At 50.9% G+C, this 14,482-nt stretch carries 12 protein-coding genes; 6 read left to right on the plus strand and 6 right to left on the minus strand.

What is annotated here, in order from left to right:
* Nucleotides 1-82 precede the first annotated feature (82 nt).
* The 3 genes from OGV93_RS08540 to xylR all read left to right on the plus strand — a co-directional run bounded on the left by OGV93_RS08540 (nucleotide 83) and on the right by xylR (nucleotide 4,042).
* On the plus strand, nucleotides 83-1,624 hold the full coding sequence (locus OGV93_RS08540; protein ID WP_046275786.1) for a xylose ABC transporter ATP-binding protein: 1,542 nt from the start codon (nucleotides 83-85) through the stop codon (nucleotides 1,622-1,624).
* Nucleotides 1,602-2,783, plus strand: a complete 1,182-nt coding sequence (gene xylH, locus OGV93_RS08545) for a xylose ABC transporter permease XylH (RefSeq protein ID WP_142418067.1) — start codon at nucleotides 1,602-1,604, stop codon at nucleotides 2,781-2,783. Before OGV93_RS08540 ends, xylH begins: the two co-directional genes overlap by 23 nt.
* A gap of 80 nt (nucleotides 2,784-2,863) precedes the next feature.
* Entirely contained in the window at nucleotides 2,864-4,042 is a 1,179-nt protein-coding gene (xylR, locus tag OGV93_RS08550; protein ID WP_016154929.1) for a D-xylose utilization transcriptional activator XylR, read from the plus strand.
* A 42-nt stretch (nucleotides 4,043-4,084) separates the two neighbouring features.
* Here the strand turns inward: xylR and OGV93_RS08555 are convergent, their stop codons facing one another.
* Nucleotides 4,085-4,909 carry a protein bax gene (locus OGV93_RS08555; protein ID WP_016154930.1) on the minus strand — a complete coding sequence of 275 codons (825 nt, stop codon included), beginning with the start codon at nucleotides 4,907-4,909 and terminating at the stop codon, nucleotides 4,085-4,087.
* A gap of 316 nt (nucleotides 4,910-5,225) precedes the next feature.
* Here OGV93_RS08555 and malS point away from each other — a divergent pair, with 316 nt between their 5' ends.
* A complete protein-coding gene (gene malS / locus OGV93_RS08560) occupies nucleotides 5,226-7,256 on the plus strand; it encodes an alpha-amylase (RefSeq protein ID WP_287109511.1) in 2,031 nt (676 codons plus the stop codon).
* 176 nt (nucleotides 7,257-7,432) lie between these two features.
* Nucleotides 7,433-8,683 (plus strand): valine--pyruvate transaminase, encoded by a 1,251-nt coding sequence (gene avtA, locus OGV93_RS08565; RefSeq protein WP_049042774.1) that lies wholly within the window; start codon nucleotides 7,433-7,435, stop codon nucleotides 8,681-8,683.
* A 34-nt stretch (nucleotides 8,684-8,717) separates the two neighbouring features.
* Here avtA and OGV93_RS08570 read toward each other — a convergent pair whose 3' ends face one another.
* Both OGV93_RS08570 and OGV93_RS08575 read right to left on the minus strand, forming a co-directional pair.
* Nucleotides 8,718-9,191, minus strand: a complete 474-nt coding sequence (locus OGV93_RS08570) for a 4Fe-4S binding protein (protein ID WP_094168827.1) — start codon at nucleotides 9,189-9,191, stop codon at nucleotides 8,718-8,720.
* A gap of 236 nt (nucleotides 9,192-9,427) precedes the next feature.
* On the minus strand, nucleotides 9,428-10,168 hold the full coding sequence (locus OGV93_RS08575) for a MipA/OmpV family protein (RefSeq protein ID WP_016154944.1): 741 nt from the start codon (nucleotides 10,166-10,168) through the stop codon (nucleotides 9,428-9,430).
* Nucleotides 10,169-10,289: 121 nt separating this feature from the next.
* Here OGV93_RS08575 and OGV93_RS08580 point away from each other — a divergent pair, with 121 nt between their 5' ends.
* Nucleotides 10,290-11,243, plus strand: a complete 954-nt coding sequence (locus tag OGV93_RS08580; protein WP_287109512.1) for a LysR family transcriptional regulator — start codon at nucleotides 10,290-10,292, stop codon at nucleotides 11,241-11,243.
* A gap of 48 nt (nucleotides 11,244-11,291) precedes the next feature.
* On the opposite strand, the gene OGV93_RS08585 is transcribed toward OGV93_RS08580, so the two are convergent.
* The 3 genes from OGV93_RS08585 to aldB all read right to left on the minus strand — a co-directional run bounded on the left by OGV93_RS08585 (nucleotide 11,292) and on the right by aldB (nucleotide 14,480).
* Nucleotides 11,292-12,428, minus strand: a complete 1,137-nt coding sequence (locus tag OGV93_RS08585; RefSeq protein ID WP_016154946.1) for an HlyD family secretion protein — start codon at nucleotides 12,426-12,428, stop codon at nucleotides 11,292-11,294.
* 5 nt (nucleotides 12,429-12,433) lie between these two features.
* On the minus strand, nucleotides 12,434-12,757 hold the full coding sequence (locus OGV93_RS08590) for a DUF3302 domain-containing protein (RefSeq protein ID WP_016154947.1): 324 nt from the start codon (nucleotides 12,755-12,757) through the stop codon (nucleotides 12,434-12,436).
* Nucleotides 12,758-12,941: 184 nt separating this feature from the next.
* Nucleotides 12,942-14,480 (minus strand): aldehyde dehydrogenase AldB, encoded by a 1,539-nt coding sequence (aldB, locus tag OGV93_RS08595; protein WP_047359014.1) that lies wholly within the window; start codon nucleotides 14,478-14,480, stop codon nucleotides 12,942-12,944.
* Nucleotides 14,481-14,482: the final 2 nt, after the last annotated feature.

The following is a 14,482-nucleotide window of genomic DNA, read 5'->3' on the forward strand; positions in this document are numbered from 1 at the left end:
CAATAAAACGTGGTGTCAAATTCGCCACGGATAAACGTGAATGTCCACGCAGGGTTCTCTTATTGGCTTATGTGGAGCAGTTATGCCATATCTTCTTGAAATGAAAAACATTACCAAGACATTCGGCGTAGTGAAGGCGGTTGATAACGTTAGCCTTAGGATCAATGCTGGCGAAATCATTTCATTATGCGGTGAAAATGGTTCGGGTAAATCGACGCTAATGAAAGTTCTGTGCGGAATTTACCCGCATGGAACCTACGAAGGCGAGATCATTTTTGCTGGCGAAGCCATCCGTGCCAGCCATATTCGTGATACCGAACGTAAGGGTATTGCGATCATCCACCAGGAATTAGCCCTGGTAAAAGAGTTAACAATACTGGAAAATATTTTCCTCGGTAACGAAATGACCCGTAACGGCGTTCTTGATTACGAGATGATGACGTTACGCTGTCAAAAATTACTCGATCAGGTCAGTTTGTCTATTTCGCCAGATACGCGCGTGGGCGATTTAGGATTAGGGCAACAACAGCTGGTAGAAATTGCAAAAGCGCTGAATAAGCAGGTCCGCTTACTTATTCTGGATGAACCAACGGCCTCCCTCACCGAGCAGGAAACTGCAATACTGCTGAATATTATACGTGACCTACAACAGCATGATATCGCCTGCATTTATATTTCACACAAATTGAATGAAGTTAAGGCCATCTCGAATACCATTTGCGTTATTCGCGACGGTAAACACATCGGCACACGCGATGCGACCAACATGACTGAAGACGATATTATCACCATGATGGTTGGTCGTGAGCTCACCGCACTTTACCCCAGCGAGCCTCATACCACGGGAGAAGAGATTTTACGGGTTGAGAATCTGACAGCCTGGCATCCCGTCAATCGCCATATAAAACGCGTCAACGACATTTCTTTCTCACTCAAGCAGGGCGAAATTCTCGGCATTGCCGGACTCGTCGGTGCAGGACGTACCGAAGCCGTACAGTGTCTGTTTGGCGTCTGGTCTGGTCGTTGGGAGGGAAAGATTTTTATTGAAGGCACTCAGGTACATATCCATAACTGCCAGCAAGCTATTGCTCATGGCATCGCCATGGTGCCTGAAGACAGAAAAAAAGATGGCATTGTTCCGGTGATGGCTGTGGGGAAAAATATCACGCTGGCTGCACTCGATAAATTTACCGGGGGCATGAGCCATCTTGATGATGCCGCTGAACAAAAATGCATTCTGGAATCGCTTCAACAGCTCAAAGTAAAAACATCGTCCCCCGACCTTGCGATCGGGCGTCTGAGCGGAGGGAATCAGCAAAAAGCGATTCTCGCGCGTTGCCTCCTGTTAAATCCCCGGATTCTCATTCTTGATGAACCCACCAGGGGTATTGATATCGGCGCCAAATATGAAATCTACAAACTCATCAACCAGCTCGTCCAGGAAGGCATTGCCGTGATTGTCATCTCCTCTGAATTACCTGAAGTGCTCGGACTAAGCGATCGCATCCTCGTGATGCATGAAGGAAAACTGAAAGCTAACCTGGTAAATCATAACCTGACTCAGGAGCAGGTGATGGAAGCCGCATTAAGGAGCGAACATCATGTCGAAAAACAATCCGTCTGAAGCGAAACTTTCTCCCTCTATCACAGGTGGTTTCCCAGCAATAAAATCGCTTAACTTGCAAGTCTTCGTCATGATTGCGGCGATTATCGTGATTATGCTGTTTTTCACGTGGACCACTGATGGCGCATACCTGAGCGCACGTAATGTCTCGAACCTGCTTCGACAGACTGCGATTACCGGTATTCTTGCCGTGGGTATGGTGTTTGTGATCATTTCCGCTGAAATCGATCTCTCTGTCGGTTCCATGATGGGATTGTTGGGCGGCGTAGCGGCGATCTGTGATGTTTGGCTAAGCTGGCCTTTACCGCTGACGGTGATCGTAACCCTGACTCTGGGATTGCTCCTCGGGGCATGGAATGGATGGTGGGTTGCTTACCGCAAGGTTCCGTCGTTTATCGTCACCCTTGCGGGAATGCTGGCTTTCCGCGGTATTCTGATTGGCATCACCAACGGCACCACCGTATCCCCCACCAGCGCAGCAATGTCTCAGATTGGTCAGAGCTACTTGTCTGATGGCACAGGCTTTGTCATCGGTGCTCTCGGCTTAATGGCGTTTGTTGGCTGGCAATGGCGAGGCCGTATGCGTCGCCAGGCGTTAGGACTTGCCACTCCCGCATCAACGTCGGCTGTGGGTCGCCAGGCATTCACAGCCATTGTCGTCTTAGGGGCAATCTGGCTATTAAACGATTATCGTGGTGTTCCAACGCCCGTCCTGCTGCTGACGCTGCTGCTGCTCGGTGGGATGTTTATGGCCACGCGCACGGCATTCGGTCGGAGAATTTACGCCATTGGCGGGAACCTGGAAGCCGCCCGCCTTTCAGGTATCAACGTTGAACGCACCAAACTTGCCGTCTTCGCTATTAATGGTTTGATGGTCGCCATTGCCGGGCTCATTCTTAGCTCCCGGCTTGGCGCAGGTTCCCCTTCCGCAGGGAACATTGCAGAACTGGATGCCATTGCCGCATGTGTCATCGGGGGAACCAGCCTGGCGGGAGGGGTCGGGAGTGTTGCCGGCGCCGTCATGGGCGCATTCATTATGGCTTCTCTCGATAATGGAATGAGTATGATGGACGTCCCCACCTTCTGGCAATACATAGTGAAAGGGGCGATATTGTTGTTGGCGGTATGGATGGACTCAGCAACCAAACGTCGTTCCTGAATTTAAGAAGTGGGTGTATCTCAATGCCGGTTAATGCAACCGGCATTGTCTTATCTACATGATTCAGCAGGAAAAGAACCATGTTTTATAAACGTCATCGTATTACGTTGTTATTTAATGCCAATAAAGCCTACGACCGTCAGGTGGTTGAAGGGGTTGGCGAGTATCTGCAAGCGTCGCAATCGGAGTGGGATATCTTCATAGAAGAAGATTTTCGTGCTCGCATTGATAACATTAAAGAGTGGTTAGGCGACGGCGTTATTGCCGATTATGACGATGATGATATTGCGCAATTACTTGTCGATGTGGATGTTCCGATCATTGGCGTTGGGGGTTCCTACCATCTGCAGCAAGATTATCCACCAGTACATTACATTGCCACCGACAACCACGCGCTGGTAGAAAGCGCCTTCCTGCATCTGAAAGAGAAAGGGATTAACCGGTTTGCATTTTATGGTCTTCCGGCTTCAAGCGGTAAACGCTGGGCCGCAGAACGTGAATATGCGTTTTGCCAGTTGGTTGCCAAAGAGAAGTACCGCGGCGTCGTCTATCAGGGGCTGGAAACCGCGCCGGAGAACTGGCAGCACGCGCAAAATAGGCTGGCGGACTGGCTGCAAACTCTGCCGCCGCAAACCGGGATTATCGCCGTCACCGACGCACGTGCGCGGCACGTTCTGCAGGCCTGTGAACATCTGCATATTCCGGTACCGGAAAAACTGTGCGTCATTGGTATCGATAACGAAGAGCTGACCCGTTACCTGTCACGAGTCGCCTTGTCCTCCGTCGCTCAGGGGGCCAGACAAATGGGGTATCAGGCAGCCAAACTACTCCACCGCCTGCTGGCTCACGAAGAGATACCCTTACAGCGCATTCTGGTTCCTCCTGTACGCGTTGTTGCGCGTCAGTCTACAGATTATCGTTCACTTACCGATCCTGCCGTTATTCAGGCGATGCATTACATTCGCAACCATGCCTGCAAAGGTATCAAGGTTGATCAAGTGTTGGACTCAGTAGGGATTTCACGTTCGAATCTGGAGAAGCGCTTTAAAGAAGAGGTCGGAGAGACCATTCACGCCGTGATTCATGCCGAAAAGCTGGAAAAGGCGCGCAGTCTGTTGATTTCTACCACGCTTTCAATCAACGAAATTTCACAGATGTGCGGCTACCCATCTCTGCAGTATTTCTATTCGGTATTCAAGAAAGAGTACGACACGACGCCAAAAGAGTATCGCGATGTGAACAGTGAAGTGTTGCTATAAGGATGATAGCCGGAGGGCGAAGTCGCCATCCGGCACTCGAAATTACATATGCGCGGCGATTAAACGCTGGTTGTCCTGATACATTGCGAACAGATAGTTGTTATAACTCTGTCCCTTAGTGGAATAACCCTTCAGCTTATGGATCATCGCGGTTGCGGTGACTTCCTGATCGGCTTTACGCAACTGCGCACGTGACTTACGGAAGGAAGAGTAGGCCGGATGCGTATTCAAATTAATGACGTAAGCATTCACCGACTCTTTCACTGATTCAAACTGTGAGTAGCCTTTCACCTTACCCGGTGCATTGTTACAACGACCCTTGCCACATTTCATGCCAAACAGGTTGTTGTTGCTCCGCGCCAGCTTCGACGTACCCCAGCCGCTTTCTGCCGCAGCCATGGTTGCCACCATACTGGTCGGGATAATGTCTACACGCTCAAGCAGCGTATTCCACGGAATTTTACGCGTGTTACCAGACCAGTTCACCTTGTAGCGCTTCGCGATGTCTTTCATACGCGTACGCTCAGTCGGTGACCAGCGATTCTGGTACTGTTTTGAAATCAGCCAGTTACGGTCCGCCGTAATGGCAGCATTTTGACTGGTAATATAAGGCATAACTGTCCGGAGAAACGCTTTTTTCCTTGGTGTTCCGGAAGGGTATTTTCGCAAATCAGGAAGTGAACTACTCTTTGCACTATTGCGAGAATACTCTTGTTTACTGCTAACCTGTTTATTACTTGCCTTGGTTATCTGGGGCTTGTGACTCGTTGTCGCCGTGTGTGTCTTTGCCAGCACCTCACCCGAAAATGCAACGGTGAGTAACATAAGAATCATTGCCCCATATCGTCGAATGGGAGTCAATATCATTAGGTCTCCTGGTCGGATTTATACATTCCAACACCTTATATTTTTCACAAAAATGAGAGATGAATCTCAAATCATATCAAAAATAGCCGTCAAGAGCACCCACAGGAATAGTCCAATTCTGAAACTATGTCACGTATTAACGGTTCTGGGTGCCATTAATTCGAAGAAAATGTGGAGGTTATCGCAAAATAAGTTCATTTTTTGCACGCGATCGCTCACCCTCACTTCTCCTCCTGGCGGAATCAACTCAAAGGAGGAGTTTCCGGCCTGATTTCGCTGGCAAACTGGCGAAAATCGCAGCATCAAGGACAGCACTATGAAACTTGCCGCCGTTGCGCTGGCGCTAATGCCCGGCATTGCCATCGCCTCATCATGGACGTCTCAAGGACTTCCCACCTTCGAAGCGGAAGGTACGGGTAAATTCGTCAGCCATGCAGCGTTGACGAAGGGTACCCGTCCTTTAACCCTGAATTTTGACCAACAGTGCTGGCAGCCTGCTGATGCGATAAAACTCAACCAGATGCTGTCGCTAAAACCTTGTGAAGGCACGCCGCCACAGTGGCGTTTATTCAAAGACGGCGATTACACGCTGGAAATCGATACCCGCTCCGGTACGCCGACGCTGATGCTGTTGGTAAAAAGTGCTAAGGACACCGTCACCACCCAGATTCGCCAATGCCCGAAATGGGACGGTTCACCCTTAACGCTGGACGTGAGCCAGACCTTCCCGGAAGGTGCCGTGGTGCGTGATTTCTACAGCCAGCAAACGGCAACGGTAAAAAACGGGTCGATTACCCTACAGCCCACCGCAACCAGTAACGGGCTGTTGCTACTGGAACGGGCGGAAACCGATGCCCCCGCCGCTTTCGACTGGCATAACGCCACGGTGTATTTCGTCCTGACGGACCGCTTTGTGAATGGCGATCCGAGTAACGACCACAGCTATGGGCGTCGCAACGACGGCATGCAAGAAATTGGCACGTTCCACGGTGGCGATTTGCGCGGGCTCGCCAGCAAACTCGACTACCTGCAACAGTTAGGCGTCAACGCCCTGTGGATCAGCGCGCCGTTTGAGCAAATCCACGGCTGGGTCGGCGGTGGCGCCAAAGGGGACTTCCCCCACTACGCTTACCACGGCTACTACACCCAGGACTGGACCACGCTTGACGCCAATATGGGAAACGAAGCGGACCTGCGCGCGCTGGTTGATGGCGCACACCAGCGCGGCATCCGTGTCTTGTTTGATGTGGTGATGAACCATACCGGCTACGCCACGCTGGCGGATATGCAGGAGTATCAGTTTGGGGCACTGTACCTATCGGGCGATGAACTGAAAAAAACGCTCGGGGAACGCTGGACGGACTGGCAGCCATCCGCCGGGCAAAGCTGGCACAGTTTTAATGATTACATCAACTTTAGCGATAAAGCTGGCTGGGAAAAATGGTGGGGAAAAAACTGGATCCGCACCGATATTGGCGATTACGACAATCCTGGCTTTGACGACCTGACGATGTCGCTGGCTTTCCTGCCCGATCTGAAAACCGAATCCACCACGCCTTCCGGGCTGCCAAACTTTTATCAGCACAAGCCGGATACGCACGCCAAAGCCATCGCCGATTACGCGCCCCGGGATTATCTGACGCACTGGCTCAGTCAGTGGGTGCGTGATTATGGGATTGACGGCTTTCGGGTCGACACCGCTAAACACGTCGAGCTTCCCGCCTGGCAGCAGCTAAAAACACAGGCCAGCGCGGCGCTGCTCGAATGGAAGAAAGCCAATCCGGAAAAAGCGCTGGATGATAACCCCTTCTGGATGACTGGCGAGGCCTGGGGTCACGGTGTGATGCAAAGCGACTATTACCGTCACGGCTTCGATGCGATGATCAATTTCGACTACCAGGAGCAGGCGGCAAAGGCCGTCGATTGTCTGGCAAATATGGACCCCACCTGGCAGCAGATGGCGGATAAATTGCAGGACTTCAACGTCCTGAGCTATCTCTCCTCGCACGATACACGTCTGTTCCGCGAAGGTGGAGACAACGCCGCCGAGCTATTGCTGCTGGCACCTGGCGCGGTTCAACTCTTTTATGGCGACGAGTCGGCCCGCCCCTTTGGCCCAACCGGCTCAGACCCATTACAGGGTACGCGCTCAGAGATGAACTGGCAGGATGTGACCGGGAAATCTGCCGCCAGCGTCGCCCACTGGCAGCGAATCAGTCAGTTCAGGGCCAGGCATCCCGCCATTGGCGCCGGTAAACAAATCACGCTGCCGCTGAAGCAGGGATACGGATTTATTCGTGAGCATGGCGACGATAAGGTGATGGTGGTGTGGGCCGGTCAGCCCTGATCCCGGCAGGCTTCTCGCTGTCCACGCAGCGGGAAGCCTTACTCAACATTAAAAACCAGCCAAATAAAAATCAGCAGCACAAAATCTCAATCCGGCCTGATACCCCTGATTTGCACCCTGCCATGGGTAGCGCTATGGTTAGCCACTTTACTACTCAGTTCGACAGACCACCTGCTATGACATTCTCACTTTTTGGCGACAAATTTACCCGCCATTCAGGCATCACACGCCTGATGGAGGACCTTAACGACGGTTTACGCACTCCAGGCGCCATCATGCTCGGTGGCGGCAATCCGGCGCAAATTCCAGAGATGCAAAATTACTTTCAGTCTCTGCTGACAGATATGCTGGAAAACGGCAAAGCCACTGATGCGCTTTGCAATTACGATGGTCCACAAGGTAAAACCGAGCTGCTGACTGAGCTGGCGAAACTGCTACGTGAGAAGCAGGGTTGGGATATCGAGCCACAAAATATTGCACTGACAAATGGCAGTCAGAGCGCATTTTTCTACTTATTCAATCTGTTCGCCGGACGCCGCGCCGACGGAACAACGCAAAAAGTGTTGTTCCCGTTAGCTCCGGAATACATTGGCTATGCCGATTCCGGGCTGGAAGAGGATCTCTTTGTCTCCGCGCGTCCAAACATCGAACTGTTACCAGAAGGTCAGTTTAAGTATCACGTTGATTTTGAACACCTGCACATCGGTGAAGAGACGGGCATGATCTGCGTGTCACGTCCGACAAATCCGACAGGCAACGTGATCACCGATGAAGAGCTGATGAAGCTGGACCGGCTGGCCAACCAGCATGGGATCCCGCTGGTGATTGATAACGCCTATGGCGTACCGTTCCCCGGCATCATCTTTAGCGAAGCGCGCCCGCTGTGGAATCCCAACATTGTGCTGTGCATGAGCCTTTCCAAGCTGGGTCTGCCAGGCTCCCGCTGCGGCATCATTATCGCGAATGAAAAAATCATCACCGCCATCACCAACATGAACGGCATTATCAGTCTCGCGCCTGGCGGAATGGGTCCGGCAATCATGTGCGAAATGATTAAGCGCAACGACCTTCTACGTCTGTCCGAGACGGTGATTAAGCCGTTTTATTATCAGCGCGTTCAGGAGACGATTGCGATCATTCGCCGCTATTTATCTGAAGATCGCTGCCTTATTCATAAACCGGAGGGCGCGATTTTCCTGTGGTTATGGTTCAAAGATTTGCCTATCACCACCGAACTGTTGTATCAGCGTCTGAAAGCGCGCGGCGTGCTGATGGTTCCCGGTGATTACTTCTTCCCGGGTCTGGATAAACCCTGGCCGCATACGCATCAGTGCATGCGGATGAACTACGTGCCAGAACCGGAGAAAATAGAAGCTGGAGTGAAGATTCTGGCTGAAGAGATCGAACGCGCCTGGCAGGAAGGCTAATGCAAACCCGACCCGAGAGCGGGTCGGGCTCACTTCACAGCGGCTGTGAATGCAGGCGCTGGCGCTGAATACTGACGGCATCTATACACTGCAACGCGCTGGTCGGGCAGGCTTCGACACACGCGGGTCCCGCATCACGGTGCCAGCATAAATCGCACTTTATCGCCTGCACCCGTGACGAGCGGGCGACGACATTCATTGCCCCAAACGGGCAGGCCAGCATACAACTTTTACAGCCAATACAACGCGTCTGTTCAACGAAGATATGCCCATGTTCACGACGAATTGCGTGCGTCGGGCAGACATTTGCACAGGGAGCGTCCTCGCATTGATGGCAGGCGACTGCCGTCGTAAAGGCGTCGTCTTTGATCACGCGGATGCGCGGGGTAAACGCAGTGGAAGAGACCGACGCGCAGTCCTGGTTTTGCTGGTGCGCGACGACGCAAGCAACTTCGCAGGTACGACACCCAATACATTTTGCCGCATCCGCCATAATAAACGCGTTCATTGCTCCCTCCGTCTGCGTGAAAACCACAGAGTGCCAGAGAGACGGCCCCTGTCGCTTTGATCGGACAGGGGAAACGGTTAAATATTGTCAGGTGCCTGAACAACTATGGCGATCCGCCTAATCGCGAACGGTAAAGCCCAGCTCATTAGAAATGGCCGGATGACGATGCTTCGGGTCTTATCCGGACTACCACATTGAAAAGATTGCCCTCCTCCCTGAGGACAAACGGGTGAGAATCAGAAACGCCAGGTCAGACCGGACATAAAGGTAAAGCTGTCATCACGGTCAACCATCGGGCTATTTTTAATATCATCTGGCAGCGCACTATAGTTGGCGCTGGCCAGCAGCGTCAGATTGCTGGTCAATGCGTATTTAGCGGAAAGGCCAACATACGGTGTCCAGCTATCGCCAGGGGAGTAACTTGATAACCCACTACGGCGGGATTCATTGCCAGAGATGCCGTAGTAATATTCGTTGAAGTTTTCGTCATAGTAGAGCACGCCAATCGCCGGCGTCAGCGTCAGCTTGCCCATCGGCATTTGGCGAAACAGAGACATTTCCCCAACCCAACCGTTGCTGTTGTCCAGCACATCCGCTGCTGCGGAGACTTTCACACTGCCCCATTTCTCATGGTGATACCATGCAGCACCCGCCATCGCGGTTGCGTCACGCTTGTTCAGTTGCTTCATCGCTTGATCGTCGTTATCACCCGGATCAAACTCAAGCGGCATGTATGAGGCAGTAATGCTAAATTCATTACTTTCATTTTTTGAAAGAATATAACCTAACGTTGTTTGCCTAAAATAAAATGATTCACTTTCATAACTGACAAGCGGTACTGCGTGAACGTTATCATTATATCCACGATAAGGAGATTCGTTATATACAGCGCCGCCGCCAATAGAAAATTCTGCGGCAGTTGCGCTCGCCATAAATGAAAAGGCGAATAGCGCCACAATATTGCGTTTAATTAACATGCCCACATTCCATTTTAAAATAAGATACAAAACGCGTGCATAATAATGCTTACAATTTCATCGGTGCAAGATTCATATTTATATAGTAATATATACAAACATATATATATTGGGTTTGGCGATGAACAAATTACAACTCAAACACCGGGAACTGAAGATTATTTCGGTAATTGCTGCCAGTGAAAACATCAGTCATGCCGCTACGGTTCTCGGCATCGCACAAGCCAACGTTAGTAAGTATCTTGCTGATTTTGAATCCAAAGTTGGACTAAAGGTATTTGATCGCACCACTCGACAGCTCACCCTCACACCGTTTGGTACAGCGCTGCTTCCTTACATCAATGACATGTTGGACAGAAACGATCAGCTCAATAATTTCATTGCTGATTATAAGCACGAAAAACGTGGCCGGGTAACCGTATATGCTCCGACGGGCATAATTGCTTATTTATCGCAACATGTGATCGCAAAAATTCAGGATATCGGTGGAATTAGCCTCTCACTTAAAACATGTAACCTGGAACGAAAGGCATTTTTTGAAGGTGTCGACTTCCCTGAAGATTGTGATATTTTAATCACCTATGCCCATCCTAAAGATGAATCTCTGGTTGCCAGTTTCATTACCAAATATGCGGTGACGGCTTTTGCCAGCCCTGAGTATATCAAAGTACATCCTATTAGTAGCCCTGATGAACTGGAAGAACATTCCTGTATCCTGATTGATTCCATGATGATAGATGAGGCTAATATCTGGCGTTTCACTTCTGCCGGAGGCAAGGAGATGCACGATTATCGGGTAACCGGAAATTATGTCTGCGACAATACACAGTCTGCACTGGCGCTGGCACGTAACCATCTGGGCATTGTTTTTGCGCCAAATGCGAGTGTGCAAAAAGATGTTGAATCCGGGTCGCTGGTTCCATGTTTCTCAGAACAACATGAATGGTGGCTGGATTTGGTGGTGATTTTCCGCAAACGTGAATATCAGCCATGGCGGGTACAGTTTATTCTTGATGAGATGTTGGCAGAGATCCGCCAGCAACTTACTCAGGCGCTGGAACAGCAGCCTGAGTAAGCGAAATTAGGGTACCAGGTTCAAAATGGTAAGCAAAATAGCCTGCGCCTAGTGATCGAGATACAGATAATGCACCCAACTGGTCATACGCAGCAGAACCTTACGCATCACTGACACATGGGTGAAGTGATCAGAATAAACCGCGACCTGCGCATAAATCCCATCAGGCAGAGCGTTCACATCCACATTATCATTCAGCTCAATCGTGGCGATCACCCCTTCCGATCCGGGCGTAGAATTTAAGGATTGCAGCGCCCCATTCGACTGGTATGTTCCCCCCGGTACGGCCGGACTGATGGCAGCCAGTTTGCCGCTGAAAACCTTACCCGGCAGGGCGTTAAACACCACTTCAGCTTCATCGCCTGGCTCCAATCGCAGCAACGAGTTTTGCCGGAACTGGGCGATAATTTGCCGTTTTTGATCAGGGATAAACACCATCACCGGACGCATAGGCAGCGCGGCGGCATAGGTTCCCGGTCGCATCAACACCTGCGTAACGTAACCATCGCTGGGCGCGCGAACCACTGTCTGGTCCAGGTTGAACTCCGCTTCGGCTAACTGCGCTTTCAGGCTGGCAATTTGCGAATTCTCACCCTGCACCAGGCTGTCTAACTGACTCTGGATTTGCTGTTGTTCCGCAACGGAGGATTTCACCGCTGCTTCCTGCGCCAGATAGTTTTGCCGCGCCGCATCGATATCGCGTTCAGAAAAAGGATTGACCTTCGCCTGACTCCCCTGCGCATAACGCTGGTAATCTTTAGCTAGCTTGTCACGCGTAGCCTTTGCCCGCTGCGTGTTGGCTTGCATTTCGTCTAACTGCGCCACCAGCACCTGCTCTTTATGTTGTGCAGTGACAATATCAGCTTTCAGGCGATCAACTCGTGCCTGATAACGTCCCGGATTAAGTTTAAACAGTACCTCACCTTTTTTGATCAGCGTATTCTTCTTATCCGTCACTTCCGTCACGACCCCCGTGACCTGCGGTACTACGGGAATAGAAATTACTGCCTTTTGCGCCTTAAATGTATACGGATGGTTATAATTCATCAGTAATATAAGCCCGCAAACAATGAATATACCGCCCAATGCTGCAGTGGGTACTGTCCATTTATTGGCAGGAATTTTAAAAATCTTAAATATTGACCATGCGCACGCCACATAGGTCAGAACGATCAATAAATCCATCGATATTACTCCGCCGGAGAGGTCTTCGCCTCACCCAGTTTCTTTTCCAGATCGGCAACCCTGGCCTGCAACTGGATCAGGGAAGAATCCGCGCTTTGCATACCCCACCCGCGTTCCGGGCGATAAAGCGTTGCCCAGATCCATAAAAAGGGCCACATGACATGTAAGGTAAACAAACTCACCCAGCCTGCGACATGTATTGCGTCAGCATGAGGATGGTTACGTTTCTTTGCAATGAGATAGGGAATATCATGCAGAATAATAATCCCGTAAAAAATGACCAGGAATACAAAAATAAGCACTCCTAATGCAAAATAATTAAGGAACATATTTGCCTCAGGGATTTAAATTAAAAATTCGGCTGCAATTTGATTTACACAATAGAGTTGATAATAGTAGTGGAATGACCAGATTGGATGCAATCGTCTTATTTATATAACGATATATGGGTTTATATATAACTGCAGAATAAAGATATGCCCGGCGCAAAACCGGGCAATAAGTGATGAGAAATTAAAATAGTCCCAGCGGTTTATCCGAGTAGCTCACCAGCAGACATTTGGTTTGCTGATAATGCTCGAGCATCATCTTATGCGTCTCGCGCCCGATGCCTGACTGCTTATAACCACCGAATGCCGCATGGGCCGGGTAAGCATGGTAACAGTTGGTCCATACACGCCCCGCCTGAATCCCACGGCCCATCTTGTACGCCAGATTTCCGTTACGGCTCCAGACGCCAGCGCCAAGCCCATATTGGGTGTCATTGGCGATTTCCAGCGCCTCTTCCATGGTTTTAAAGGTCGTTACGGCCAGCACGGGCCCGAAGATCTCTTCCTGGAAAACCCGCATGTTGTTCTTGCCAAACAGAATGGTTGGTTCGAGGTAATAACCTTCTTTTAAGTCGCCACCCAGTTGCTTGCGCCGCCCACCGGTGAGAACGTCGGCCCCTTCTTTCTTACCAATATCGATGTAATTCAAAATGGTTTCCAGTTGACCATGCGACACCTGCGCACCCATTTGCGTCACGCTGTCTAACGGGTTGCCGCTGCGAATACTCTCCACCCGGCGAATAGCTCTTTCCATAAAACGTTCGTAAATAGATTCCTGTACTAACGCACGGCTCGGACAGGTACACACTTCACCCTGATTGAAGGCAAACAGCGCGAAACCTTCCAGCGCTTTGTCAAAAAACGCATCTTCTTCATCCATCACATCAGCGAAGAAGATATTGGGCGATTTCCCACCCAGCTCCAGCGTGACGGGAATAATGTTCTGCGTGGCGTATTGCATGATCTGCTGCCCAACTTCCGTTGAGCCGGTAAACGCCACTTTCGCAATGCGCTTAGACGTCGCCAGATACTCACCGATTTCCCCACCCGCACCGTTTACCACGTTCACCACACCTGGCGGGAGCAGATCGCCGATGACTTCCATCAGCAACAGCACGGACAGCGGCGTGAGGCGCGCGGGTTTAAGCACGACGCAGTTACCCGCCGCCAGCGCGGGCGCCATCTTCCAGCTGGCCATCAGCAGCGGGAAGTTCCACGGGATAATTTGCCCTACCACGCCAAGAGGTTCATGGAAGTGATAAGCCACGGTCTCGCTATCAACCTCGCTTATTCCCCCTTCCTGCGCACGAATACAGGAAGCGAAATAGCGGAAATGGTCAATCGCCAGCGGAACATCTGCCGCGCTGGTTTCGCGGATGGGCTTACCGTTATCCCAGGTTTCTGCCGTCGCCAGCAGTTCCAGGTTTTGCTCCATACGATCGGCGATTTTGAACAGTATCGCTGCCCTGTCCTGCACGGATGTCTGTGCCCACTTGTCTTTTACTTTGTGCGCGGCATCCAGTGCCAGATCGATATCCTTTTTGCCGGAAGAGGCCACTTCGCACAGTAATTGCCCGGTTACCGGCGTCAGGTTTTGGTAATACTCGCCGTCCACCGGGGCAACCCAGTCACCGCCGATAAAGTTATCGTATCGGGCTTTTAACTTCAGAGGGTAACCATACTCGCCGGGATAAATACGCGTTGAAGGGGGGTTATTGGTCATGA

Source organism: Citrobacter sp. Cb031 (genome assembly GCF_030336725.1).
In the GTDB taxonomy this organism is placed as follows: Bacteria; Pseudomonadota; Gammaproteobacteria; order Enterobacterales; family Enterobacteriaceae; genus Citrobacter; species Citrobacter braakii.